Here is a 24,813-nt window from a genome sequence, read left to right on the forward strand (position 1 = left end):
CGTTGGGATATTCTGTTGGTACCGTTTTCCCTTACAGTCCCATAGCCATCTGCATGGTATGGGCGATGTCCAGGAACTTACTGATGATGATGGCGTTGGTGATGTTGCTCAGGAACCCGCCGATCACCGGCACAACGAAGAAGGCTAGTTTAGAATACCGGTACTTCTTGCAGACAGCGGTCATGGTTACCATGGATACAGGCACAGCACCCAGGCCGAACCCGGTATGGCCCACGGCGATGACAGCCGCATCGTAGTTCTTGCCCATGCCGAAGAAGTCCACGAAGTAGGAGTAGAAGATGATGAAGATGGCCTGAGCCATGCACAGGATGAACAGCTGGACACCCATGCCGGCCAGGGTCCACAGTTTCATGGAAATGATGGACATGGAAACGAACAGACCCAGGGAGAAATCCCCGACGGTATCGATGCCTTCGTACAGGGCGGTATGGTCAGCGCCCTTCTTGGCATCGAAGAACAGACGGATCAGGATGCCGGCGAACATGCAGCATACGTGGATCGGGAAGGAAATGTGCAGGGCTTTCAATACGGTGAAGAAAGCGCCACCCACACCCAGGGCAAAGCACATCAGGTACATGGCTTGGACCACATCGCCTTTGTGCATCAGGTTGCCCATGGTGGATTTCCCGGATTCTTCTTCCATTTCACCCTTGCCATCCAGAGCCGGATCTTCCAGGTGATGTTTCCGAACGATGAAGCGGCCGAAAGGCCCGCCGATGATAGCCCCGGAGATCAGACCGAAGGTAGCAGCAGCGATAGCGGCTTCCATCGCATTGCTCTGGCCGAACTGGACGGCGATGGGAGCAAAAGCTGCCGCGTTGCCGTGGCCGCCGGTCATCGGGATGGAACCTGTCATCATAGACAGCAGAGGCGGAACTGCCAGGACCTTGCCCAGGCCCAGAGCGATACCGTTCTGGAGAGCGGCCAGGACAGCGGCGGAAATACAGAACATCACCACATATTTCCCGCCGGTCTTCAGCAGGCTCAGGCTGGCAGCTGCACCGCTGGCAGCAAAGAAGATGCAGTAGAACAGGCTGTTGGCCACCTTGTAATCGAATTGCAGTTCGCAGACACCGGCATTATAAAGCAGTAAACTGATGATAGCAAAAATCGTACCGCCGACAACTGCGCCCGGCAGGCAGTACTTTTTCAGGACGGGGAATTTGGACCGCAGCCAGTCACCGAACCAGATAGAAAGTACCCCCAAAGCCAGGGTGTGGAACATGGATAATTTGATAATCATCCTCTCCATTTAAGATCCTCCTCCAATAGATAAAATATAATATATAGAGCATGCAACGCGCTGTCCGTCTCCAGTCCGGACAGCCTTTGTTACGGAAACATTCTATCATACGAGTCCTTGAATAACAAGGAAAATATCAGAAAATTACCAACAATAATGGTTATCTTATTAATCACAAAAAATTATATATCTATATTATGTATACAAAATCAAACAACCGTGAAATATTTCTTGCAAATCCATGACATTTGATAGTCTATGTAATGAAAATGAGAGCATTACACGTCCGTCGTCCTGACAGATGGAATGCTCTCTTTTTGTTAAATACAATGAAAAATGTCAGCTGGAGCCGGACCGCTTTCAGACTAGTGGCTGGATCATCCCTGCCTGACGCATCTGCTGGGCTTCCGCCCGGAGCCGTTCGATCCGCTTCTCCGTAGAAGGATGGGTACTGAAAAGAGCCTGGGCATCCTTGGCAGAGAAAGGAGAGATGATGAACATATGAGCAGTCGCTTCCGTAGCCCGGGGCATGGTCCGGGTCCGGGCATAGCTCTCGATCTTGGCTAGGGCGTCTGCCAGGGCATCCGGGTCCCCGCTGAGCTGGCCGCCGGTATAATCGGCCATATATTCCCGGGTACGGGAAATGGCCAGCTGGATGATGGCAGCCGCCAGGGGCGTCAGGACCAGCATCAGGATCCCTACCACAGGGTTGTTCCGCCGGTCGTCCCGGTCCCCGCCGAACCAGAAAGCGAAGCGGGCCATGACGGAAATGATCCCGGCCATGCCGGCGGCAATGGTGCTGATCAGGATATCGCCGTGCTTAACATGGCTCATCTCGTGGCCCAGCACCCCAGCAATCTCCCGGGGTTCCAAGAGCTCCATGAGGCCCGTGGTGACACAGACCGCTGCGTGTTCCGGATTCCTTCCCGTAGCAAAGGCATTGGGCAGCCCTGTATCGATCACATAGACCCGGGGCATAGGGAGCTGGGCCCGCTGGGCCAGGCCCTGGACGATCCCGTAGAGCATGGGGGCGCTCTGGGCATCCACTGGCTGGGCGTTGTACTGGGAGATCACTAGCTTGTCACTGTACCAGTACATCAAAACGTTGGAGATCAGGGAGAAGGCCAGCATCACGGTCATGCCGCTGCTCCCCCCGATATAGTCACCGATCAAAAGCATCAGGCCCGTCATCAGGCCCATCAGTAAAGTTGTTTTCAGCATCGTCGTTCACCTCGGATTCTTTCACGCCCGGGGATGGCTCTTGTCAAAGACCGTCTTCAGGCGGCTGTTGGTCAGATGGGTATAGATCTGGGTGGTAGAGATATCCGAATGACCTAGGAGTTCCTGCACCGTCCGGAGATCCGCCCCGTTATCCAGCATATGGGTGGCAAAAGAATGGCGCAGGATATGGGGAGTCAGGGGCTTCTGGATCCCGGCCTTCACCCCATATTCCTTGATGATCTGCCAGAACCGCTGCCGGGTCATCCCCGTCCCTCGGATGGTCAGGAAGAGACTGTCATCTTCCCGTCCGTTCTTCACAAAGAGAGGCCGCACCTCCCTCAGGTATTTCTCCAGGAACTGGATAGCTGCCTTGCCCAGGGGAATCAGCCGTTCCTTGGCACCTTTCCCATAGGCGATCACATAGCGGGTCTCCAGGTTCACGCTGGCCCGTTTCAAGTTCAAGAGTTCTGAGACCCGCATGCCGGTCGCATACATCACTTCCAGCATGGTCCGGTCCCGGAAGCCTTCCGGCTGGCGGAGATCCGGGGCTGCTAGAAGCTGCTCCACTTCTTCCAGGCTCATCACCTTGGGCAGGACCACACCCCGGTTCCCCGCTTCGACCACTTCGGACGGATCTTCCTCCAGGAAACCCTCCGCCGTCATAAAGCGGAAAAAAGCCTTCAGAGCCGCCAGTTTCCGGGAAGCTGACGTGGGTGCATACTGCTGCTGCCGGAGCATCTTCATATACGCCAGGATATCCTCCCGGCTTACTTCCGTCAAGGGTTTCTTGATCCATCCGGCAAAGAGCCGGAGATCCCTACCATAGGATTCCCGGGTATTGTAGGCCAGTCCCATTTCCACCGTCAGATATTCCAAAAACAGATTGATTTCTTTTTCCAGCTTATTCCTTATTGACACCCTGATCATTTCCTTTTTTTAAGACTAGGATTGTCTCTGCCTCTAAGGGAGCAATGGTAGAAATTGCATGTTTGTAAATCAGCTGCTGCTTGCCTTCGCTTTCCATGATCACCGTGAAATTGTCGAAGCCCCAGACCTTGCCGCGAACCTGGAAGCCATTGAGCAGATAGACCACAATGGTCTTTTTTTCACTGCGCACCCGGTTCAGGAAACTGTCCTGCAGATTCAGTGGTTTGTTTGTACCCATTGTCATGATATTCCTCTCCTTGTCGTGTACGTATTACAGGAAAAACCCGAAAAATCTTCCTGCCTTGAACTTCAGTATCCGAAGAAGGATGCTTAGCGCCTCAGGGTTCCTGATTCCTGGATAAAATCTTTGGCCTGCAATGCGGCCAGCATGTCTGCAACACAACGCTGATACTCGGGAGGATCTTCCAGCTGGAACCATTGGATGTAGGGCATTTTCTTGTACCAAGTGATCTGCCGTTTGGCAAAATTCCGGGTAGCCTGCTTCAATTTGGCGATGCATTCTTCCTGGGTCCATTTCCCATGGAAATACTGCAGCACCTGTCGGTAGCCGATGCTCTTCATGGACTGGGCCGTTTCCGGCACCCCCATGGCCATCAGTTTCCGGGTCTCTTCGAACAGGCCCTGTTCCACCATCTGATCCACCCGCCGGTTGATCCTCTCATAGAGAGAAGCCCGAGGCATACTCAATCCGAAGACAACCGCGTCGTAGGGACTCTCTGCCGCCTTGGCTGCAGAGACCCGTTCCCCGCCAAGGGTTGTTTCGATGGCTCTTATTATACGCCTTCTGTCATTAATCTTCAATTCCATGGCTTTATCCGGATCCAGAGCTTCCAATTTTTGGTGGAGTGCCTCATTCCCCTCCCGTTCGGCAAAGGCGTCCAGTTCCTGGCGCAGGGAGGCAGATTCGTCCACCTGGGAAAAATCGTATCCTTCTAGGAGAGCCTTGACGTAGAGGCCGGTCCCCCCTACCAGGATGGGCATCTTTCCCCTGGCCTGGCAGTCCCGGATCAGCCGGTCCGCCTGCTGTTGGAAATCCACCACGGAAAATTTTTCTTGCGGATCCAGGATGTCCACCAGATGATGAGGCACCAGTGCCAGTTCCTCTGCCGTCGGCTTGGCTGTAGCGATATCCATATGGCGGAACACCAGCATGGAATCTCCGGAGATGATCTCGCCTCCCAGCTCCTGGGCCAGGGCGATACCGCAATGGCTCTTGCCCGTAGCCGTAGGGCCGATGATGGCGATGACTTTCGGTTTGCCCTTTATCACACTACTGCCTCCCTTTCGATGATTCCATACCGGATCCGGCTGTATTTGCCCCCCTGGATCTCCCGGGCACCCAGGCTCCGGAGCAGGTCTTCATCCCGTTCCTTCACCACCACACGAGGGGCCAGGCGCAGGGCAGCCCGGATCATGGACGGATCCAAAGATTTATGGTAGGAAGCCGGGCGCAGGGGCTGCATACTGGCCGAATTCCCTACCGGATTCCTGAACATGGGATCGAAATAGACCACATCGAAAGAATCCGCCGGGAACGCAGGTAGCAGGTCTTCTGCTTTTCCCAGACGGGCCTGGATGCGGTGGAGGCTCTCTGTGATATCCTGATCCTCGATGACATAGTGCTGGAGACCCTGGGAAACGGCCCAATACAGGACGGGAGAAGCTTCCAGTCCCACCACTTTCCCTTCCGGTCCCGTCACGAAGGAGGCCACCACCGCATCGGCGGCCAGGCCCAAAGTGCAGTCCAGCACCCGCATCCCCCGCTGGAGCTGGCAGGCCTGGACCAAGTGATCCGTGCCGCTCCGTTTCAGGTTCCGGATCCGTGGGACACCCATGGAGGGATGATACCGGAGGATCCCTTCTTCCGTACAGACCTGAGGGCCCTGATGGGTGGCCACCAGGACAGCCCTCAGGCCTTTTTCCTGCAGGAACTGCTCCATGGTCCCATGGAGGGGCCGGGGAAAGAAAGGAAGGCCCAGGGTACGGGCCCAGGTACGGGCTTCCTGATAGAGTTCGGTCCCGCATTTGCGGATGACCGTGACCCCGTAAATGGACATGGCTTCGGTTCTCCTTTCCTGTTCAAGTCCGCTTGAACATATGGTACAGTTCTTCGCTGGAAAGCTGAATCATGCAGGGCCGTCCGTGGGGACAAGTAAAGGGATGCTCTGTGTTCAGCAGTTCCAGGATCAGCTGGCGCATCTGGCGGATGTTCAGCACTTCTCCCGCCCGGATGGCACTGTGGCAGGCCGCATAGTGGAGCACGCCTTCCCGCAGGTCGCTGGTCTTGATTTTCTTGTTTTCCGACAGCAGCTTCAGGATATCTTCGATGAAGCCTTCCGCCTGTCCGTTTTCCACATCCGCCGGCAGTGCCGAGACCCGGAGGGCGGTTTCCCCGGCAGGTTCCACATCCACTCCCAGTTCCAGGAATTCCTGCCGGTAGCTTTCGATCAGTTCCACATCGGGCTTGGTCACATTGAGGAACAAAGGCAGGAGCAGCTGCTGGGAAGGGATCTTCTGCTGCTGACGGACGAATTTGTCATACATGATCCGTTCATGGGCCGCATGCTGGTCGATCAAATATAAGGCTGTCTCCGACTGGGCCACGATGAAGACCCGGTCCACCTGGCCCAGGGGCCAGATCATATCCACGCCGCTGTTTGACGCAGCGTCCCGGGCTTCCTCTGTCAGCGCTACATCGCTGATAGGGGCTTCCATCCCGGATCCCGCCGGGCTGCCAGTCATCTCCCCGGTTCCGGCTGCGGTTCCCGCCGGGATCGGTTCTTCCCGGCGCTGGGCCGCAAAGAATTTTGCCGTGGTCTCTTCAGAGATTTCCTCGGGCACCTTCCATACTGGCTGGCCGTAGCTGCCGGAAGGGCTGGACGCATAGCTCCGCCCAAAGGAACTGATCCGAGGCTGATATCCCCGGCCATCTCCCTGGAAGAGGGGCTTCTGTTCCGGCGCTGTCCCTGATGTCCGTCCCGGGAGCGCTGCCGTTTCCGGCTTCTGGAAGCCAGGCTGCGCCAGGGCAACGGAACCATCCCCTGCAGATTTCCCCGTCATGGGCTGGGTCAGGGCCTGGCAGAGGCCGTGGTATACCGCCCGGTACACGGCGCTTTCATCCCCGAACTTGATTTCGCTTTTCTGGGGATGGACGTTGATATCGATGAGATGGGTATCGATGCCGATGTCCAGCACGGCGAAGGGGAATCCGGCTTTGGGGATTTGGGACTGGTAGGCATGGTCGATGGCCTTGCTCACCATCCGGTTGTTGATGCAGCGGCCGTTCACAAAGAGGGTCTGCCACTGCCGGGTCCCCTTCAGCAGGGTGGGCCGGCTGATATACCCTTTAACGGAAATCCCGTCCTGGGCATAGTCCACCGTCAGCAGTTCTCGGGTCACTTCTTTCCCGTAAAGAGACCCGATGGTGTCCAGGATATCCCCGCTGCCCGGGGTATTGATTACTTCCTTGTCATCCCGGGTCAGGATCATATGGACATCCGGCCGGGACAGAGCGATCTTGGAGAGGATCTCGCTGATGTACCGGCCTTCTGTATGGGTCGTCCGGAGGAACTTCCGCCGGGCTGGGACGTTATAGAACAGATCTTTCACGGTGATGGTGGTCCCCACATCCCCGCCCATGGATTCCACTTCCATCTCTTCGCCCCCGTCGATGGTGATCCGGGTGGCGAAGTCCGATCCGGCTTCCCGGGTCAGCAAGGTGAAATGGGAGACAGAAGCGATACTGGGCAGGGCTTCCCCCCGGAAACCCAGGGTGTGGAGGGTGAGCAGGTCGTCTGCCTTGACGATCTTGCTGGTGGCATGGCGCAGGATGGCCATCCGGGCATTGGCTTCATCCATTCCGGACCCGTTATCCCGGACCCGGATGAATTCCGTCCCTCCGGCAAAGATGCTCACCTCGATCTGGCTGGCACCGGCATCCAGGGAATTCTCCACCAGTTCCTTCACCACGGAAGCAGGTTTTTCCACTACTTCCCCGGCAGCGATCTGGTTGGAAGTATTCTGGTCCAGCAGCTGTACTTTGGCACTCATCAGTTCCGACCTCCCTCCCGTTTGGCTTCTTCCTGGAGTTTATACAGGGTATTCAGCGCCTCCAGGGGCGTCATAGTTATCACATCCAGGCTCCGCAGGGTATCCCCGATCACATCGCTGAAGAGGCTGGGCTGCAGGTCTTCTTCCTGAGGTCTGGCCGCCTTCCGGGGGGCCGGAGCCGTCGGTTTCCCAGTACTCCCCTGGGCCGTATAGCCTGTCAGCAGCTCGTCCGCCCGCTTCACCACTTTTTCCGGCAGGCCGGCCAGACGGGCCACATGGATCCCGTAGCTCTTATCCGTGCCCCCAGGGACGATCCGCCGGAGGAAGACCACTTCCCGGCCTTTTTCCTTGACAGCCACCGAATAGTTCTTGATCCCCGGATCCAGCTGTTCCAGTTCGATCAGTTCGTGGTAGTGGGTGGCGAAGAGAGTCTTGGCTTTGATCTTGTCATTGATGTATTCCACCACCGCCCGGGCGATGCTCATGCCGTCGTAGGTGCTGGTGCCCCGGCCCACTTCATCCAGGATGATCAGGCTGCGGCTGGTGGCGTATTTCAGGATGTTGGCCACTTCGTTCATTTCCACCATGAAGGTACTCTGGCCCGTGGCCAGGTCATCGCTGGCCCCCACCCGGGTGAAGATCCGGTCCACCGGGCACACATCTGCTTCCCGTGCCGGGATGAAGCTGCCCATCTGGGTCATCAGGGTAAGGAGGGCCACCTGGCGCATATAAGTGGATTTCCCCGCCATGTTGGGGCCTGTGAGGATGATCAGCCTTTCGTCGGTGTTATTCAAGTGCACATCGTTGGGCACGAACAATTCCCGTTCCAACAGCTTTTCTACCACCGGATGCCGACCGTCTTTGATGGTGATCTCCTGGCGGTTGTTGAGCTGGGGGCACACATAATTCCCTTTGAAAGCTGCCATGGCCAGGGAATAGAGCACATCCAGCACCCCCAGGCCCCGGGCCGTTTCCTGGACCTCAGCAAGATGCTGGCGGATATCCTGGCGGATCCCGTCGAACAGGTAATATTCCAGCTGCTGGATCTTTTCCTTGGCGCTGAGGATCTTGTTCTCGAAATCCTTCAGTTCCGGCACGATGTACCGTTCTCCGTTGACCAGGGTCTGCTTCCGGATGAAGCTGTCCGGCACCTGGGAAATCTGTCCTTTGGACACTTCGATATAATAGCCGAAGACTTTGTTATACCCTACCTTCAGGTTCTTGATCCCGGTCTGGTCCTTGATCTTCTGTTCGAAGTGCAGCATCCACTGGTTGTTGTTTTCTGCAATGTCGTGGACTTCGTCCAGTTCCGCATTGAAGCCCCGCCGAATCATGCCCCCTTCCCGGACAGTGAAAGGAGGATCATCCACGATGCCCCGTTCCAGTTCATCCAATAGATCCTGGTGCAGGCTGATCCGGCCGTCCAGGGTATGGAGGAGTCCCGCCGGGATCCCGGAAAGCAGCTGCTTCACCTGGGGCAGGGCCCGGAGTGCCGTCCGCAGGGCCGCCAGGTCCCGGGCATTGGCAGACCCCACTTCGATCCGGGACAGGATCCGTTCCAAGTCGGTGATTTCTCCCAGGCCGTCTCCCAGGTCCGTGCGGAACCGGGCATGGTCCACCATATAGCCGATGGCCTGCTGCCGCAGCCGGATCCGGGCCGTATCCAACAGCGGGCTTTCCACCCACTGCCGGAGCTGCCGGGCCCCCATAGCCGTCCGGGTATAATCCAGCACTTCCAGGAGGGTCCCATGGCGAGTGCCGTCCTTCATGCTCTTCACCAGTTCCAGGTTCCGGATGGCCGTGGCATCCAGATTCATCACCGCATCCGTAGTGATTTCCCGGAGCCGGTTGATCTGAGCCAGGTCGCTCTTTACATTTTCATGGATGTACTGGAGCATATGCTCCACCGTCCCATGGACCAAAGGTTCCTTGGCTGCCGGGCAGTCTTCTCCGAAATGCTGGCGGAAGTAATCCAGGCCGGGCACCGGATCATACTGGTTCACCATGCAGTCCGGTAGTTTCTGGGCCATTTTATCCAGCAGGCCGCCCAAGGCCTCTTGGGGTTCCGTCAGCACCAGTTCTGCCGGCTGGATCCGATAGAGCTGGTCCAGCACAGCTTCCTCCCGGTCCTTTCCCCGGGCCAGGTACCAGGCACATTCCCCGGTGGACACATCGGCAAAGGCCAGGCAGAACCCGCTGTCATCCTGTTCCAGGCAGGCCAGGTACTGGTTGTGGCTCTCCTCCAGCACCGCATCGCTGAGCACCGTCCCCGGGGTCAGGATCTTGGTCACTTCCCGTTTCACGATGCCCACGGCTTTTTTGGGATCTTCCATCTGGTCGCAGATGGCGATCTTGTAGCCTTTTTTGATCAGTTTGGCCAGGTAGCCGTCCACCGAATGGAAGGGCACCCCGCACATGGGCATGGAGCTGGAAGCCCCTGCCTTCCCTCCGGCCCGCTTGGTCAGGGTCAGGTTCAGTTCCCGGGACGCCGTGATGGCATCTTCATTGAAGAGCTCATAGAAATCGCCCAGCCGGAAGAAAAGCAGCTCGTCTTTATGTTGTTCCTTGATCTCCAGATACTGCTGGAGCATCGGAGTTAACGTCGTCATAACACAGCACGTCCTTTGAGCAGCCAGGTCTGAGCGGTTTCAATGGCCACGGGGACGATGTCCCCAGGATTGAAGATCCGTTCCCCCACCGGCCAGAGCACCAGCTTGTTGCCGTCGGTCCGGCCGCTCCACATTTTTTTGTTGTTGTGGCTCAGGCCTTCCACCATCACCGGCAGGGTCCGCCCCACCAGTTTCTGGTTATGTTTCAGGCTGTGCCGGTTCTGGAGCTCCATGAGCCGGTTCAGCCGATCTTTCTTCACCTCTTCCGGCACCTGGGCTTCCATGGCGGCTGCCGGAGTCCCGGAACGCTTGGAGTAGATGAAGGTATAAGCCGCATCATAGCTGACTTCCTCGAAAAGGCTCAGGGTCTCCTGGAAGTCCTCCTCCGTCTCTCCCGGGAAGCCCACGATGATGTCTGTGGTCAGCACCGCTTCCGGCACGTAGCGCCGGATGGTAGCCACCAGCTGGAGATAGGATTCCCGGGTATAGCCCCGGTTCATAGCCTGCATGATCCGGGTGCTGCCGCTTTGGACGGGGATATGGAAATGCTTGCACACATGTTTGCTTTCCGCAATGGTCCGGATCAGTTCCTCGCTCATATCCCGAGGATGGCTGGTCATATAGCGGACCCGTTCCACCCCGGGGATGGCATCCACCTGGCGCAGGAGAGCGGCAAAAGCATCCTTGTCTCCCCGGTCTTTTCCATAGGAATTCACATTCTGTCCCAGGAGCGTGAATTCCCGGTAGCCCAGGTCCACAGCCTTCCGGATTTCCTCACAGCTGGCCTCGGCACTGCGGCTCCGTTCTCGGCCCCGGACATAGGGCACGATGCAGTAGGTGCAGAAATTGTTGCAGCCGTACATGATGGGCACCCAGGCCGCATAGCTGCTCTTCCGCACGAAATGGCCCTCGAATTCCCTGGGCATGACGGTGAGATCATTGAACATGCCAGATTTCCGCTGGGTCTGGTGCAGATAATCCTGGAGGATGGCACTGAAGTTATTCACATGGGCCGTACCGATGAGCAGGTCCACCTGGGGGTACTTCTTCAGGAAGTCCGCCCCATCTTTCTGGGCCATGCAGCCGGTGACACAGAGAACTTTGGAAGGATCTTCCCGTTTGATCTGCTTCATTTCCCCGATCTTGCCCAGGATCTTCTTCTCTGCACTTTCCCGGACACAGCAGGTATTGATCAGGATCACGTCTGCATCATGATAATCTTCGGTATAATGGTAGCCCAGGTCAGACAGCTGCCCGGCATAATGTTCTGAATCGCTTTCATTCATCTGACAGCCGTAATTCAGAATGGTGTAACTCTTGGTCATTGGTTCTCTGTTTCCCTTCTATCTTAAGATTCCAGCAATTGACAGTGAAAAGTCTCAATAGTTTATTTTATCACGGGTCCGGGAAAAATGATAGAGACAAGCTGTTTTGATAGGCTGTATGCAGGTTTTAGCCAAGGGCCACTTTTTTAAAAAACGCTCTGATAGGTACGTTTTGGCTTAAATTTCTGCCGTATTTTTGCCGGCAAAAAAATAGAGGGCCGTCACTGACGGTCCTCTTTGGCTATCCTTTTGAGCTTTCGGACGATTTAGTTTACAAGCTCTTCTATCATTTTGATTTTTTCGGCGGCTGTCATGCTGTCGATTTTTTTAGCAAGGGCTTCCCGGATTTCCGGCGTTTCCAAAACGCTGTCCTGGATTTCAAAGCCCAGGGAATGAATAAACCCCGCAGAAATCTTTGCGCCAGCAAGAACCTCGCCCAGGATGTGCATTTCTTCCGGAGAAAATTTTGGCGGTTTAGGTGTTAGCTTCATGATTGCGTCGTACCGCTCCACGATTTCACCCAGGCGGCGGGAAAACCCGCCGTCCGGGGTCTGCTCATTGAGCTTATATAACGGGTCGTTCATGTAAATGGTTTTTTTCATGGTTTTAACTCCTTCATTCAGCGTGGAGACTGAAAATTTCTTCGGCTCCATCCCTGACTATAATCAGCAGGGAATGGGATGCTCCAAATTTCTTGTCCAGGCGCTGCTGAGTTGGCTTCATTTCTTGAATTAAATCCTGGACCCATGTGTCAACCTGGTGTTCAGCTTCCGCCGGAACAGTCAGCACCCGATATGCGTCCTCCTCACCGTTGTCGCCATTAATAAAATTCACAAAACATTTCATGGTGTTCAGCTCCTTTCAAGTGGTGGCGGGGCTTAAAATCACTCCTCCCAGAAATCATCCCAGAAATCATCGTCTTTCGTCATCCACCTCCGGATTTTCCTCTTTGCGCTTTCGTCCGTCATACCATGGAGGGAAAAATCGCAAGTTCCGAGAACCTGGCTATTTTCGTTCCGGGAAAGGTCGATTCTGAAAACGCCATCTCCTCGATTATTGGTAGCCCAGTAAACATTATCATCGTCGTTCCATCTCCACATCCAACGATTCTCGTCTTTTTCATAACTTAATCTCTTCATGGTTTTTCCTCCTTTGAAGGCTTCCGTTTTTTCGGTGCCGTTCTCAAGTTCTTCAGGGCTTTCCTTCCTCCCTGTGACTATATAATACCATATGTACGCATATTTTGCAATAGTTTGTACGCATATTTTTTAAATTTTATATGTATACATAAAAATAGAGCCCCCAGGGGCTAGCCCTGGAGGCGTTTTTACTTGCGGCTGATCCACAGCCTGGTAGCGATCATGGCCCGGTAGTCCGTCTGCATGGTCCGCTGGAGCTTCCAACCCAGGTAGATCTTCCAGCACCACCGGCCCGTGATCCGGGCCTCGTTTTTGTAGGCCCAGACCAGGCCGGAGCGGCAAAAGTACCATCCGTCCCCGCTCTTGGTCTGGATCGGGTACTGCTGGGGCCAGACAGTGGCCCCCAAAAGGTAAAAGGCAAAGCCATAGGCGCAGTTGCGATACAGCCAGTGGACCCGGCAGCAGTAGCGCCGGAGCCGGTCAGCCAGTCCAAACGGCTTGATGAGCCTCTCCGTGTAGCGGATCTGTCCGCACTCCATCCTGTGCTCCTGGATATAGTGTGCGTCCCAGTCGTAGCGCAGGCAGGATGGCATCCGCCCCATGTCCGTCCGATTGTCCAGGGTGTCGTCCCAGGTCTGCCACATGCGCAGCAGGCCAGGCAGCTCTCCATGCTCGTCCGCAAAGAGCACCACCAGCCAGTTGGTGAGGTAGCAGAGCACCATGCAGATCAGCTGCAGGGGCAGGTAGATTATGTATCTTATCATATCGTCACCACTCCTTAACGGTATATGTGATGGAGCCAGCCTCCACCTTGCGGCCGGTCCTGGTGTAAAGCATGCCCTCCCACCGGCCGTACTGGTATCCAGCGCCGATGTATGTCTTGTCTCCGGTGGTCATGGCCCCCACCTTGATCTTGTGGGGCTTGCGCAGATTAACCTTGTACACATCCACCTTTTGACGGTCGTGGTCAGCCGTGACCACCGTGCGGTCCGCCTTTTCCCTGGCAGCTGCCGGGACGGATGGCTTATCCTCCTGGATGTCCCGGGCCACGGTCTCCGCTCCGGCCGTCAGATCCGGAGCCTGGACGTAGTAGGTCACCTGGGGCGTGGGCTGGGCCTGCTGGATCCGATAGATCTCCTTGGTCACCGCCCGGGCGGAGTCCTCGGAAAGCTTGAGCTGATTGGCAGCCTCGACCGGGTCCGTGGTATCCTGATACGGCATCACAGTTGGCTGGGCGGCCTTTTGCTCCTGTTTGCATCCATGGATCATCCCTGCGACGAGACAGAGCAAGCCAGCACCTGCCATGATAAGGACCGTCTTCCGGACGTCCGGGTCCTGCATATCTATCATAGGGATCACTCCCCCATCTGCTGGCGGTACCAGATTGCCTTACCCCGGAGCACGTTGCCCCCGGTCCGAGGATCATCATAGTCGACGGTCCACTCCGGGCTCTCAGCTGTGCCCAGGTACTGGAGATCCCAGCGCTCGCAGGTGGTCTGGGGCCCGTACTCATCTTCTACGGGCAGCAGGCCGTCGATGTTGTCCGCGGCCTCTGCATGGGTCAGTACCCGATCCCGGTCGATAGTCAGCCATAAGGCTTTGGCCAGGACAGCCACCACCTGGGCCATGGCCTCGATCTGGGCAGCCGTGGGCGGATAGTCCCCCAGGTCTGCCGTATCGGCTCCATAGCAGCAGCACAGTGTCACGCCTACAGAGCCCGTGTTACGATGCCATGTGTGAGCAAGAGTCTCGCTCAGGTCGTCTGTGCTGGCATAGATAGTCCCGTCCTGGTCGATGTTGAGATGGTAGTCATCAAAAAACTGGCCATAACGGCCAGCAGTCCAATGCAGATAGATTTTGACATCTCTCCGCATGTTCCGGGCATCCTCCCAGAGCTGGGCACGGGACGCCTCAGCCTGCGTCCGGATGTCGTCCAGAGTCACTTGTCTCATTTTTAGCTGCCTCCTTATCTTGCCCCTCCTGGTCTACGTCCGGCACCCCGTCCCCATTCTCGTCTCGGACCCGGGGAACCAGGTTGAGGGCTGCGGTCACGGCGGCCGGGGCAAAGATCTGACCACTGATCCGCAGGCAGCTGTCGATCATGGGGATCACCCACGGGTCGTGCCTGCCTGTCACCATGGACCACCCCCAGGCGGCGAGGGCCAGCACGTAGGGGGTGAGGCCCAGCAGGACGATGACCCTAAAAAGCCAGACGGACCGGATCTCAAACCGCAGCCGTTTGAGCTGTTTTAGTTGACTAAAGATTTGCTTATACATCTTTTTTGCTGCTCCTCCAGTCGGTCAATCCTGTGGCCATTGCTCTTACAGCGGTCCTCCACCCTCTGTATCCGGAGCTCCAGCTCCTGCCTGCGGTTTTGTTCCTCGGTGAGGAGGTCCGACAGGCGGTTGAGTGCCTGGATGGTGCGCTGGAGCAGGTCCTGGAGGGGCTTTGTAAAAGACCTGATTATAAAAAAGAGGACGGCCCCGAAAAAGCCCAGGACCGCCACCATGTCTCCGAGGGAGATGCTCTCCATACGGGGTCACCCCTCTCTACTTGGCTTCCGCCTCTTTGTCCGTGTCGATTTTGACCACCACCTGACCGCAGGCGATGCACTTGTCGTTGATGCATTTTCCCGTGGTCTGGTCAACCTTGTGAGCGCAGTAAGGGCACCGTTTTGCAACTCTGATCATTTTAATGCCTCCATTCCGTCTTTATAGCTCGCCTGCAGGTCTCTAAAGTCGCTCTGGATGCTGGCCTTGGCATCCGTGTCGCCGTTGAGCTCTGCCACCTGCAGGGCAGTGGTCAGCTCGGCCACCTGGGCTTTGTAATCGGCGGTCAGCTCTGCCTGCTGGGCCGCCTTTTTCTCGGCCTCCGTAGGCTCGGGGGCCACATACTTGACGGGCTTGCCGTCTGCGCCCCGGACGTAGTCGCCCGACAGATACAGGCTGTAGTCGTCGGCGGAGATCACCTCCACCACAGCAGCATCGGCAAAGGCTGCCTTGCCTTTGGCTACGGCGTCGGCCACAGCCTGAGTATCATCAGGGAGGCCGTCAAAGATCAGGCTGCCCACCCGCTTGCCGGTCGTATCAAACCCGGCCACATAGTAGTCAACGTTGCTTACCATGTCTTATCATCTCCTTATCATAGTCAAAAAAGGGGTTGTTAAAATGCGTAAACCTAACGGTTATGGGTCAATCAAACATCTGTCAGGTCGTCGGAGGAGGCCGTTTGTCTTTGTAGTGACGGAGCAGGGTCGGCAAAAGCCGGTTGAGTACTTTTCCTCCCAGGTAGAGGCTGAGATTTTTGCCGCTGACTACAACAAGATCCATCGACACACCTCCTTAGCCGGCCATCGGGAGACCCTGGCCGAAGTCTACTGCCGCTGGCGTGCGGCCCACATCGCTGATACGGAGCCATCTGCCAGCACCATCACAAGCTACGCCAACAGCTGGCGCCACCTGGAGAGTCTGGGGCAGGAGCCTATAGCTGAGCTCAAGCATCGGGACTACCAGGGCGTTTTGGATGGGATGAGAAAAAGCGGGCTGGGGTACAGCTCGCTCAAAAAAGTCCGGTCACTTATATCCTTGGTCGAAAAGTATGCCCTAGAGACTGAGGTCATCTCCAGGGCTTATGCACCGCTCCTCCGGATCGGTAAAAACCACCCGGTCCGTCCGCACCACGTCATCAGCCGCCAAAAGATCAACCGGCTGTGGGCCAATACGGACCAGCCCGGGGCGGATACCGTCCTGATCCTCCTCTACACAGGCCTGCGCTGCGGGGAGCTGCTGGCCCTCCGTAAAGCAGATGTCAGTCTCAGGCAGCAGGCCATCCAGATCACCCGGTCCAAGACACAGGCCGGGATCCGGACCATCCCCATCCACCACAGGATCCTGCCTCTCATAGCCGCCCGGATGGACGGCCCGGGAGAGATGCTGATCACGGATGCTGCAGGCAAGGGCTACAGCTACCCCCGATACTGCACTGTCTGGCACCGGGCCATGGCCCTGGTCAACGGCAGCAAGCACACCACTCACGACTGCCGCCATACCGTAGCCACTCTCCTGGACAATGCCGGGGCCAACGAGACCGCCAAAAGACGTATCCTGGGGCATGCTGGAGGCGATGTCACGGAGCGGGTGTACACGCACAAGGGACTGCGGCAGCTCCGTCGCTGTATCGAGCTGCTTAAATAGCGTGTTACTGATGCGCTACTGACCAGGTGTGTCAGATGGCGTCGAGGCTAGGTCTGCAGCCGTAGAGGCCTTGTTACTGATGATACCCGGGCAGATGGGCAAAACGGGCTATAAAAAAGGTTTTGCCCAGGGCTGTCAGACGGTCTTACCGGCATATAAGCCGGTAAGAAGGGCTAAAGACTGGCCTTTTTGGCCGGTATACAGTGGGGAGATAGCCACGAAGGCACTAGGCTCACTTTACCCTTATCAGCTTCTCTGCTGAGGACTGTGGGCATGCACGAAGGCGCTACAAAGCAAGTAGTCTCTTACAACATCATCAACGGGGAATGGGTCGGCCAAGATACAAATAGTGCGTTATGGTATATCGCTATTTGCAAATAGCAAGAAAGGAAAGCGTTTCATCTGTGTTAAGGCTAGATACGACCCTCGTCCCACTCAGACCGTTATACTGCGCTGAAACGCCGTAATGCTGGATATACCCATTAAGCATAGTGGAGGACAGCGGTAATGTGAAAGAACCAGAGCCATTGGTGATTTGGAAATTTCCCCACTGTGTCTACTTGCCAATGACAAGCCAGTAAATCTGACCTTGTGCACCAGTATCAGCATTTAGGTTGGATCCATCAGTAATCCTGACAAAGTATGGAAACCCAGTCATAAACTCAGACTCCTTGCCAGTTAGTTTGGGGATAATCAACGAATATCCACCGGACGCTAAGACGGTGAAGGCTCGGGTAAACGTTACTGGGTAGGCAACGCGTCGATTCGTCCCGTTGTATCTTCCCCACTGTCTATTTGAACAGGCCAAGCACGTAACCGTTTACATTTTTGGCCTCAGAGAACAGTATTTTACCGTTATACGACGGCCACATGTCATACCGGGTATCGCCACCATGGACGGATACGACGTTGAGCATTGTCGCGGTAAGCGGCCAGGGGATGGTGACAGAGTAACCGGACCCCATAGCCACATCTACCCACTGTATAATTAGGCCCCCAAAGAAGCTGCCCAGGCATACATATCCGTTGGTGTCAATGCTGTACTTCACACCGGAGGCATTGAGCACCAGCTTGAGCAGCTGGCCGAACCAGCTGCCCGTCTGCAGGGCGCTGATGACGGACTGGGCGGTGGTGGCGGCCAGCTGGTTGAGCAGGCCCTTGCCAAAGTCGGTGATCTGCCCCACCTCAGTTTCCGGGTGCAGGGTGTCGTAGGCCTTACTGGTGCTGTTCCAGTGGTGCAAAATGGATTTTAATACGCTCATGATTTAACCTCCATCCAAATGGCATTTTGGTCGGTGGGCTGAGTACTGCCCACCACCATGTTTTCCATGCTGACCTCGATCCAGGTGCTGGACCCGGACGGCAGGATCGATACGGTCACGTCGGCGGGCATGGACAGATACGGCAGGCTGGTCCATGCAGTCTTTCCATCTCCCGCCTTGATTCGGTGGGTATCAGACTCGATGCCCAGCTCTCCAGCCATGAGCACCGGGTTGACCGATGCCCACCGGGCCGACGTATCGATCCGGGTCATGACCCGGCCCTTGATGTTCTGGGTGGCCATTTGACCACCCCCTTAAGCGTTGCCGCAGTTGATGACCACCGTATCCGTGGTCTTGACGATGGTGGCCCCGTCCTTGAGCGCCGAGGATGCCTTGGCGGCAAAAGCAGCGTCAAACCGTGCCTGGGTCCAGTAGAGGCCGGACCCCTCATGGACATCACTGGTGGTCAGGGTGACCACCCCCGTCTTGCCGTTTACGCTGGTCACTGCGTCCGCAGGCGGGGTCAGCAGCTGCCAGTTGGCGGCCACGGTCGGGTCATCCTTGGTCAAGATATAAGACCTTTTGTCCCCACCCGTACTGATGACGCACACGTCCCCGGTCTGGGCGGTCAGCTTGAGCATGTCCGCCTTGCTGGTGGCTGTAAAGGTGTCGGTGATGGCCAGGGCAGGCAGGACTGCGGTGTCCAGCTTGCCGTCGCTCCCCAGGACAGGGACGTCGCCGGAAGCCGTGCCGGTGTTTTTGGTGGCCGCACTCCCCAAGCCGCTGATCTTGGCCACAGGGATCCCGCTGGGCATGTCGGAGGCACTGACGTTGGCCACCCCTGTCACGATGCCCTTGGTGTTGACCGTGACCTTGGTATAGGTGCCCGCCGTAAAGGCCTGCCCTGCTAAAGCGGTAGTGATGGCCAGGTTGGCGCTGCCGTTAAAGCTGCCGGACCCGGTCACGTCCCCGGACAGGCTGATGGTCCGGGAGGAGGACAGCTTATCCGCGCTGGCCACGTTGCCCACGGAGGCCGTGCCCGTGGAGCTGTCCACGGTGACCTTGCCGGTGCCGCTGGAGGACTTGATGCCCCCCAGGGCGTCGCTGGTAGCGGTAGGCAGGCTGTAGACCACCACCTCCGCCCCGTTGACAGTCAGGGCGCCGTTGGTGCCGCTCTGGCTGATGGCCGCTCCAGACCAGGGCAGGGCGGACCACAGGTTGGTGCCGTCTCCGATCTTGATCCGGCCGGAGTCGGTCTCCACGCCAGGCTCGCCCACGGCCAGGATCCGGGTGGATGCCGCCCATTGAGTAGCAGACCCAGTCCGCAGTTGTAAAATTACGTTTTTAAGCGTTTGTGTCGCCATTTAAGCATTACCTCCATTAATCACCTGGATCTGGTGCCAGTCCGATGCGATCGGTTTGTAGGTCAGGCTGTCCGCCTGCCACAGGTAGACGATGCCTGCGCTCTCGTCCACATACAGGCATCCGTCGTCCCCCAGGGAAGGAAAATCAGCCTTGCTGTGCATGCGGATGAGGCTCTTTCCGGGCAGCTGGCCGCTGCTCATCCCGTCTTTGATGTTGACCATGGGGGCTTTGACCTGGGCGGTCACCTGGATGGGCTCCAAGGTCACGTTTGCTTTGATCTCCATACCATCACCCCACATCCGGCTCCAGCAGGAAAGGATAAGGCCCATAGGTCATGACCTGGTCACCGGCGGTGATCTCTATGTCATACCAGTACTGCCCTGCCTCCAGGCCTGCCGTCATCTCATGGGTGATGCTGAGCACCCCATCCTTGAGAGGCGCCTGAGCCAGCAGCGGATAGCGGAGACCAGTGTTTTTTTTTGAGATGCCAAACCGCTTTATAGTCGGTTACAGCAGTGGCCCCCACCACCACCGTAAAGTTAAAGCCCATCTGCATGGTGTCACCCCGAGTCAGCTGGATAGTCTTGGTCTTGTCGTAGTAGTTGTACATGGGGCCTCACCCCACGATCTCCACCCAGAGCCCCCGGTCGGCCAGGCTGGCGGGCTTGTCCGCCGTGTTGGTCACCTGCAGCAGGTTAGCATGGGCATCGGCGGCCCGGTTGTGGGTCTGCAGGTCCTCCACGGACACCAGCCCGGAGGGGTCCAGGTTGGCCACCACAGAGTCAGCGCTGGTGATGGCGATCTGCATGTGGATGGCGATGGCCAGGGCCGTAGCAGAGCCCTTGGCCTGCCAGTAGTCCGGGTTGGGGTCGGTGCTTACCGCGTACAGGATCTCTCCGGCGTCTGGGTCCGTAGCAAAAAGCCCCAGCTCCCGCAGGTAGTAGCCGGCAGACACGTCAGCGTTGGTCAGCACCCCCTCTACGTCACACACCCCAGTGTCGCTGGGGGTGCAGGAGCTCAGGGTGATGGTCTGCTTAGGGCTCACCAGGTCGGTCAGCCCTTCCAGGGAGGCGGGTTGGCCGTCCCCCACTTTAAATTTCGTCAGCGCCAGCTTGCACTGACCGGCCTCGACCTTAGCGGCCAGGGCACGGCCTTTTGTGGTCAGGATGGCGCCTCTCCAGTTAGCCATGGATACGTACCTCCTTCAGGAGCACGGCGGCTCCGGTAAGATGTTTGGTGGCCGCCACGCTGGGCGGGGTCACCTTGGGGATGGGGATCACAACGGATTTGGTCATCATCAGCGGGATGGCCAGTCGCTTGCTGGTCTGGACCGTCCGCCCGAAGGTGATCCCGTCCAGCCAGGAGCGGACGTTTTTGACGGAGTCGATGGCCGCCACCAGCCGGGTCAGCTCATCGGCGCTCACCATGGCCCCGGCAAAACCGTTGACCCTAAAGTGATACGCCTCTCCGCCGTATTGGTACCAGTCCTGGAGCACCACGTCACCCCGGATGGCCTTGACCACGCTCTTGACCGCCCAGGGGGTCCCCTTGTACTTGTGGTCCTTGATGGCGGATTTCACCAGAGCTCTTTTCTGGGTAAGATTTAACCCAGTATCGTAAAAATCCACATGGAACTGCCAGGCCAGGTCATCAACGACGGCCTCGTCCAGCGCATCAATCCGACTGTAGATCAAAAGCCCGCTCATCCGGTCCACCACATCGTGGAGGGATGCCCCGCAGGCTTTGGCCACGTCACGGACTGTCTGGCTCCGGGCCAGGCTGGAGGGCAGCAGGTCCGCCACGCTGACGGTGCTTACCGTTTTCATCCTTCGGCCACCCCCTTAAACTTGACGTTTACAGCGTCAGCGGTGGCCACCTGGTCCGGACTGACCGTGGTCAGCACAGGGGCGGTCACCTGGACCCGGGCGGCTCCGGCGTCCACCATCAGCTGGTAGAGCTTGGAGGGGTCGATGTCACGGCCCAGACGGGCCTTTTGCCAGGAGATATAGTCCTGGACGGCCGCAGTGACCGCCGTCTGGATGGCAAAGGCGCTGGCCTTGTCGGCGCTGTCCACCATGTAGGATACGTCGATGCTGTAGCTGACCGCCGTGGGGGCCTTGACCACCACCTTATCGGTGAGCGGCCGGACCTTGTCGGCGCTGCACACCTTGTCCACCGCGTCCAGGATCTCCTGCCCGGGGATCTCTCCGCCCGTAAGGAGCGGGACGATCTGCACCGTGCCCGGCTCCGGGCTGCTGACGTACACATCAGCGATGTCCGCGGAGGCCGTCTTGCTCCAGTACTCATACGCCCCGGACGGCCCCGCATCACTAAACCGCTCGGGGGCCGTGTGGATGCGCTCCCGGTAAGAGCTGTCACTCTCCCGGTCAGCCCCGCCGCCAGTCACCGTACTGCTGACGGTAGCCACATAGGGCACCGGGTCCACCAGCACGGAGAGCGCTCCGGCGGACAGGCCATTGCCCTGGGCGCCGCTGACGGTGCAGTAGGCTTTGACCGTCCCGGTAAGGCTCCCCGCGGGGATCAGCAGGTCATCGACGGTGGCAAAAAAGAGCTGCTTGTCCTGGGTGGTCACCCGGGTCCCGGCAGGCACCGTCACCACGTCCTCCCGCTTTGCCGAAAGGGTAAAAGTCAGGGTGGTGCTGGCCTGGGCCGCAGGGGTCCGGTCCGTGTCGGTGAGGGCCCCCAGCTGGTCCAGGTAGTCCCCCTCGGCGTACTTGAGCAAATTCATCTTAGTCGCCCGATCGATGGCATAGTTTTGCTGGACCACCACCGCCGCGATGGTTAGCAGAAACAGCCGGATGGGATCGCCCTGAGCCAGGGTTCGCCCGGACACTCGCTCATAAGTGCTCACCAGGCCGTCCTTGACCTCCTGCACATCATAGGAGTCAAAATCCACATCCTGTAAGTCTTTAAGTGTTGCCATTGATTGTCACCTCGATCCTGGGCGTAAGAGCGCCGTTGTCGTCCCCGGTAAAAGTGATGCCCACCACCTGGCACCGGGGCTCATACTGCCGGATGGCGGTCATAAGCTCGCTGGCCATGGTGGCCTGGGCTACGGGCAGGGTCTTGTCCAGGTAGTCTGCGGAGATGCCAAACCCCCGATCCAGGGGCACGGTCCGCTGGTAGGTGGTAAGGATGGTCCGGACGTTTTGTAAGACCTCCGCCTCAACCGTTGCCGGGGCAAAGTCGATGTCCTGCCCATCGGCTGTGACCATAAGCGTCTTAGCCATACATCCTCACCGTCCCATCCACATACTCCTGGAGGGTCACCGTTACCTCCACGCTGTACAGCTGGCCAAAGCGGGTCCAGTGCTTGACCGTGTAGTCCAAACTGTCTATGACCCAAAAGTGCTGCCCGATGCTCTTAAAGCCGATCATCAGCGGGAGCACGGTGCCGCTGTCCCGGAGCCGCCGGAGCCGCTCCAGCTCGTTTGCCGGGTTGACCCCCAGGTCCGCCCGGAGCAGCATTTTAAAGCTGATCTTGTCGGTGTCCGGCCCCAAAAACTCCAAAACGGGTTTTTGGTTAACAAGATCGTGTTTGCTCCAGCGGCCGGCCCCGGACCGCTGATACTCATCAAAGGTCCTCACGGACCGGGAGGACGTGGCAAAGGGGATGGTCCCCAAAAATCCGATAAGCATATCTATCCTCCTATGGTTACATTGCCGGAGCCCTGGGCCACGGTGCCGCCGCAGCTCACCGGATCGCCCACCCGGGCGGCCGGCCTGCCGTTGATGGTGACGGACCCGCTCCCGCTGGAGATGACACCGCTGTGGCTGGGGTGGACTTTACAGGAGTGAGGCGCATAGCTGTCCCCCACCCTGCCAGCCCCCTTGCCGTTGATCAGCACATCTCCGCTGGCGCTGGTGAGTGCTACCGGCGGGCAGTCGTCGTGGCCGGTGCAGGTATCCCCCAGTCTAGTCACTGCTGGCATGGCTGCACCTCCTCAGTTAATGGCCACGGTGGCCCCGGTGATCACCACAGCACCGGTGGCGTGGATCTCCAGGGAGCCGTGGTCGTACCGGATGTAGGACCCGTCGGGAAACCGCACGCTCCGTACATCAGGATCCGACTCTGCCGGAGGGGACCCGCTGTCGTAGTAGGCCCCCAGGATCACGCCATCAGAGAGACCCGCCCCCGAGGGGTTCATTTGAAACAGACACACCACCGGGGTGCCCACCTCCGGCACCTGGTAACTTTTGCTCCCGCCCGTAAAAGGCTGCAGCACCGGGAGCCAGTCGGAAACCAAATCGTCGCAGTCTTCAAAGACTACTTTTGCCCGGCAGGAGGCTCCGTCCACAGAGGAGATTTTTCCTTTTCGGATAATGTTTTTCAGTTGATTAGTATCCATTGAGGCACCTCCTGACGTTGATGCTAGTGGTATAGCCGCTGCTCCCCACCTCGTGCTTGGCCTCTGTGATAAGGTATTTGCCGTCAAACTTCCCAAAGCCCCAAAGCTGGACGGTAAGGGAGGTCAGGAGAGCCAGGCAGCCCATGCAGTCGATAGACCCGGTCACTTCTTCCTGATTTTTCTCCCGCAGCTTTCGTTTGGCCAGCTTTTCTGCCTCAGCGATGCTTGCCACCTGCTCGTGGACCTGGAGGGTCTTGCCCTCTTTTTTATCGGGTGCCGTAAAGGTGGCCTCGATGACATCCTTGTCCTTGCCTGCCTTGTATTTGACATGACAGGCCTTGTAGGTATCCCGGATCTTGCTCTCAAAGCTCCACCCGGTCAGCCGACTCACATAGAGCATATCGGCAGTATCGGCCATGGCCACCAGGGATCCGGGCCGCACGATGGTGATCTTAGGCTCTGCCCGCTCGTAGTCCACCTCGTCAAACAAAATCAGCTGGTCCTTATAGATCTTGATGGCCACCCCGTGGTCGCTGCACAGCTTGTACAAAAACGCCAGATCAGACTCATCTGTCTGTTCGGCCCGGTCGATCTGAGGGTCATCGGGGGCGGTGTACTTGAGGGTCATACCGGCTCCCGTGGCCACGTCATTGGCGATGGTAGACAGCTTGGCCTTTTCCCAGCTCCGGCTGTGCTCCTCGCCCCGGAGCTTGTTGTTGTCCGGGATGGACACCGCCTTGACGGTCACTTCCGAGGGCATGCCCTTACAGGTGATGGTGTCCACTTCAAACTGCCCCAGGTCCAGGGCCTGCGGCCCTTCAAAAAGACTGTGCCAGTTGGTTGTGGTCAGCTGGGCCTTCAGGGTGGCGCCCTTGTCAGGCATCCAGTCGCCCTCCCAGAGCCCCTCCCGGTCCTCCAGGGTGAGCTCCAGGTCATCAGCCTTGCCGGACATGTTGTCTGTATAGCTCAGCTGCTTGAGATAAGGCAGGAGGCCTGCGCTGATGTCCTTAGCGTTGTACAGGACCACCGGCGTGGCCGTCCGTGCCTGCATGATGGTGTCCAGCAT

At 57.7% G+C, this 24,813-nt stretch carries 33 protein-coding genes; 1 reads left to right on the forward strand and 32 read right to left on the reverse strand.

Annotation, left to right across the window (positions count from 1 at the left end; genetic code table 11):
- Positions 1 to 31: 31 nt before the first annotated feature.
- The 19 genes from ACTUHY_RS00185 to ACTUHY_RS00275 form a co-directional block, all read right to left on the reverse strand.
- Positions 32 to 1,273 carry a sodium/glutamate symporter gene (locus ACTUHY_RS00185; RefSeq protein ID WP_442826109.1) on the reverse strand — a complete coding sequence of 414 codons (1,242 nt, stop codon included), beginning with the start codon at positions 1,271 to 1,273 and terminating at the stop codon, positions 32 to 34.
- A 351-nt stretch (positions 1,274 to 1,624) separates the two neighbouring features.
- The gene (gene htpX / locus ACTUHY_RS00190; RefSeq protein WP_278675768.1) at positions 1,625 to 2,485 is read right to left on the reverse strand and encodes a zinc metalloprotease HtpX; all 861 of its coding nucleotides are present in this window, start codon (positions 2,483 to 2,485) and stop codon (positions 1,625 to 1,627) included.
- Between the two features lie 21 nt (positions 2,486 to 2,506).
- Entirely contained in the window at positions 2,507 to 3,412 is a 906-nt protein-coding gene (gene xerD / locus ACTUHY_RS00195; protein WP_278675769.1) for a site-specific tyrosine recombinase XerD, read from the reverse strand.
- Positions 3,387 to 3,656: an RNA chaperone Hfq gene (gene hfq / locus ACTUHY_RS00200; protein WP_347567805.1), complete on the reverse strand. Its 270-nt coding sequence runs from the start codon at positions 3,654 to 3,656 to the stop codon at positions 3,387 to 3,389. Before hfq ends, xerD begins: the two co-directional genes overlap by 26 nt.
- An 86-nt stretch (positions 3,657 to 3,742) precedes the next feature.
- Entirely contained in the window at positions 3,743 to 4,702 is a 960-nt protein-coding gene (gene miaA, locus ACTUHY_RS00205) for a tRNA (adenosine(37)-N6)-dimethylallyltransferase MiaA (protein WP_442826110.1), read from the reverse strand.
- Entirely contained in the window at positions 4,699 to 5,490 is a 792-nt protein-coding gene (locus ACTUHY_RS00210) for a class I SAM-dependent methyltransferase (protein WP_442826111.1), read from the reverse strand. The genes miaA and ACTUHY_RS00210 overlap by 4 nt, the downstream gene beginning before the upstream one ends.
- Before the next feature lie 22 nt (positions 5,491 to 5,512).
- Positions 5,513 to 7,483, reverse strand: coding sequence for a DNA mismatch repair endonuclease MutL (gene mutL, locus ACTUHY_RS00215; protein ID WP_442826112.1), 1,971 nt, complete (start codon positions 7,481 to 7,483; stop codon positions 5,513 to 5,515).
- On the reverse strand, positions 7,483 to 10,092 hold the full coding sequence (mutS, locus tag ACTUHY_RS00220; protein WP_442826113.1) for a DNA mismatch repair protein MutS: 2,610 nt from the start codon (positions 10,090 to 10,092) through the stop codon (positions 7,483 to 7,485). Before mutS ends, mutL begins: the two co-directional genes overlap by 1 nt.
- Positions 10,089 to 11,417: a tRNA (N6-isopentenyl adenosine(37)-C2)-methylthiotransferase MiaB gene (gene miaB, locus ACTUHY_RS00225; RefSeq protein WP_442826114.1), complete on the reverse strand. Its 1,329-nt coding sequence runs from the start codon at positions 11,415 to 11,417 to the stop codon at positions 10,089 to 10,091. Before miaB ends, mutS begins: the two co-directional genes overlap by 4 nt.
- A gap of 266 nt (positions 11,418 to 11,683) precedes the next feature.
- Entirely contained in the window at positions 11,684 to 12,019 is a 336-nt protein-coding gene (locus tag ACTUHY_RS00230) for a hypothetical protein (protein ID WP_442826115.1), read from the reverse strand.
- Between the two features lie 13 nt (positions 12,020 to 12,032).
- Positions 12,033 to 12,263 carry a hypothetical protein gene (locus ACTUHY_RS00235; protein ID WP_442826116.1) on the reverse strand — a complete coding sequence of 77 codons (231 nt, stop codon included), beginning with the start codon at positions 12,261 to 12,263 and terminating at the stop codon, positions 12,033 to 12,035.
- Between the two features lie 38 nt (positions 12,264 to 12,301).
- Positions 12,302 to 12,556: a hypothetical protein gene (locus ACTUHY_RS00240; RefSeq protein ID WP_442826117.1), complete on the reverse strand. Its 255-nt coding sequence runs from the start codon at positions 12,554 to 12,556 to the stop codon at positions 12,302 to 12,304.
- 188 nt (positions 12,557 to 12,744) lie between these two features.
- Positions 12,745 to 13,320: a DUF7338 family protein gene (locus ACTUHY_RS00245; RefSeq protein ID WP_442826118.1), complete on the reverse strand. Its 576-nt coding sequence runs from the start codon at positions 13,318 to 13,320 to the stop codon at positions 12,745 to 12,747.
- A 4-nt stretch (positions 13,321 to 13,324) separates the two neighbouring features.
- Positions 13,325 to 13,906: a hypothetical protein gene (locus ACTUHY_RS00250; RefSeq protein WP_442826119.1), complete on the reverse strand. Its 582-nt coding sequence runs from the start codon at positions 13,904 to 13,906 to the stop codon at positions 13,325 to 13,327.
- A 5-nt stretch (positions 13,907 to 13,911) separates the two neighbouring features.
- Positions 13,912 to 14,508 (reverse strand): peptidoglycan recognition protein family protein, encoded by a 597-nt coding sequence (locus ACTUHY_RS00255; protein ID WP_442826120.1) that lies wholly within the window; start codon positions 14,506 to 14,508, stop codon positions 13,912 to 13,914.
- Positions 14,468 to 14,695, reverse strand: a complete 228-nt coding sequence (locus ACTUHY_RS00260; RefSeq protein ID WP_442826121.1) for a hypothetical protein — start codon at positions 14,693 to 14,695, stop codon at positions 14,468 to 14,470. Before ACTUHY_RS00260 ends, ACTUHY_RS00255 begins: the two co-directional genes overlap by 41 nt.
- A gap of 110 nt (positions 14,696 to 14,805) precedes the next feature.
- Positions 14,806 to 15,090, reverse strand: coding sequence for a hypothetical protein (locus tag ACTUHY_RS00265; RefSeq protein WP_442826122.1), 285 nt, complete (start codon positions 15,088 to 15,090; stop codon positions 14,806 to 14,808).
- 16 nt (positions 15,091 to 15,106) lie between these two features.
- Positions 15,107 to 15,247 carry a hypothetical protein gene (locus ACTUHY_RS00270; protein WP_442826123.1) on the reverse strand — a complete coding sequence of 47 codons (141 nt, stop codon included), beginning with the start codon at positions 15,245 to 15,247 and terminating at the stop codon, positions 15,107 to 15,109.
- On the reverse strand, positions 15,244 to 15,681 hold the full coding sequence (locus ACTUHY_RS00275; RefSeq protein WP_442826124.1) for a hypothetical protein: 438 nt from the start codon (positions 15,679 to 15,681) through the stop codon (positions 15,244 to 15,246). Before ACTUHY_RS00275 ends, ACTUHY_RS00270 begins: the two co-directional genes overlap by 4 nt.
- A 115-nt stretch (positions 15,682 to 15,796) precedes the next feature.
- Between ACTUHY_RS00275 and ACTUHY_RS00280 the strand changes: the two genes are divergently transcribed.
- On the forward strand, positions 15,797 to 16,750 hold the full coding sequence (locus ACTUHY_RS00280; protein WP_442826125.1) for a tyrosine-type recombinase/integrase: 954 nt from the start codon (positions 15,797 to 15,799) through the stop codon (positions 16,748 to 16,750).
- A gap of 791 nt (positions 16,751 to 17,541) precedes the next feature.
- Here the strand turns inward: ACTUHY_RS00280 and ACTUHY_RS00285 are convergent.
- The 13 genes from ACTUHY_RS00285 to ACTUHY_RS00345 form a co-directional block, all read right to left on the reverse strand.
- Positions 17,542 to 18,012, reverse strand: a complete 471-nt coding sequence (locus ACTUHY_RS00285; RefSeq protein WP_442826126.1) for a hypothetical protein — start codon at positions 18,010 to 18,012, stop codon at positions 17,542 to 17,544.
- Positions 18,009 to 18,314 carry a hyaluronate lyase N-terminal domain-containing protein gene (locus tag ACTUHY_RS00290; protein WP_442826127.1) on the reverse strand — a complete coding sequence of 102 codons (306 nt, stop codon included), beginning with the start codon at positions 18,312 to 18,314 and terminating at the stop codon, positions 18,009 to 18,011. The genes ACTUHY_RS00285 and ACTUHY_RS00290 overlap by 4 nt, the downstream gene beginning before the upstream one ends.
- A 12-nt stretch (positions 18,315 to 18,326) precedes the next feature.
- Positions 18,327 to 19,376: a hyaluronate lyase N-terminal domain-containing protein gene (locus ACTUHY_RS00295; protein ID WP_442826128.1), complete on the reverse strand. Its 1,050-nt coding sequence runs from the start codon at positions 19,374 to 19,376 to the stop codon at positions 18,327 to 18,329.
- Positions 19,377 to 19,661, reverse strand: a complete 285-nt coding sequence (locus ACTUHY_RS00300; protein ID WP_442826129.1) for a hypothetical protein — start codon at positions 19,659 to 19,661, stop codon at positions 19,377 to 19,379.
- 119 nt (positions 19,662 to 19,780) lie between these two features.
- On the reverse strand, positions 19,781 to 19,987 hold the full coding sequence (locus tag ACTUHY_RS00305) for a hypothetical protein (protein ID WP_442826130.1): 207 nt from the start codon (positions 19,985 to 19,987) through the stop codon (positions 19,781 to 19,783).
- Positions 19,988 to 19,993: 6 nt separating this feature from the next.
- Positions 19,994 to 20,566 (reverse strand): phage tail-collar fiber domain-containing protein, encoded by a 573-nt coding sequence (locus ACTUHY_RS00310; protein WP_442826131.1) that lies wholly within the window; start codon positions 20,564 to 20,566, stop codon positions 19,994 to 19,996.
- Entirely contained in the window at positions 20,559 to 21,203 is a 645-nt protein-coding gene (locus ACTUHY_RS00315; protein WP_442826132.1) for a phage tail protein I, read from the reverse strand. Before ACTUHY_RS00315 ends, ACTUHY_RS00310 begins: the two co-directional genes overlap by 8 nt.
- Positions 21,200 to 22,321, reverse strand: a complete 1,122-nt coding sequence (locus ACTUHY_RS00320) for a baseplate assembly protein (protein WP_442826133.1) — start codon at positions 22,319 to 22,321, stop codon at positions 21,200 to 21,202. The genes ACTUHY_RS00315 and ACTUHY_RS00320 overlap by 4 nt, the downstream gene beginning before the upstream one ends.
- Positions 22,308 to 22,628 carry a GPW/gp25 family protein gene (locus ACTUHY_RS00325; protein WP_442826134.1) on the reverse strand — a complete coding sequence of 107 codons (321 nt, stop codon included), beginning with the start codon at positions 22,626 to 22,628 and terminating at the stop codon, positions 22,308 to 22,310. The genes ACTUHY_RS00320 and ACTUHY_RS00325 overlap by 14 nt, the downstream gene beginning before the upstream one ends.
- Entirely contained in the window at positions 22,621 to 23,037 is a 417-nt protein-coding gene (locus tag ACTUHY_RS00330) for a phage tail protein (protein WP_442826135.1), read from the reverse strand. Before ACTUHY_RS00330 ends, ACTUHY_RS00325 begins: the two co-directional genes overlap by 8 nt.
- A 2-nt stretch (positions 23,038 to 23,039) precedes the next feature.
- Positions 23,040 to 23,330, reverse strand: a complete 291-nt coding sequence (locus ACTUHY_RS00335; RefSeq protein WP_442826136.1) for a PAAR domain-containing protein — start codon at positions 23,328 to 23,330, stop codon at positions 23,040 to 23,042.
- A 12-nt stretch (positions 23,331 to 23,342) separates the two neighbouring features.
- Positions 23,343 to 23,747 (reverse strand): phage baseplate assembly protein V, encoded by a 405-nt coding sequence (locus ACTUHY_RS00340; protein ID WP_442826137.1) that lies wholly within the window; start codon positions 23,745 to 23,747, stop codon positions 23,343 to 23,345.
- The gene (locus ACTUHY_RS00345) at positions 23,737 to 24,813 is read right to left on the reverse strand and encodes a phage late control D family protein (RefSeq protein WP_442826138.1); all 1,077 of its coding nucleotides are present in this window, start codon (positions 24,811 to 24,813) and stop codon (positions 23,737 to 23,739) included. The genes ACTUHY_RS00340 and ACTUHY_RS00345 overlap by 11 nt, the downstream gene beginning before the upstream one ends.

It is taken from the genome of Acidaminococcus nyctereutis, from assembly GCF_052216985.1.
GTDB lineage: Bacteria > Bacillota > Negativicutes > Acidaminococcales > Acidaminococcaceae > Acidaminococcus > Acidaminococcus fermentans_A.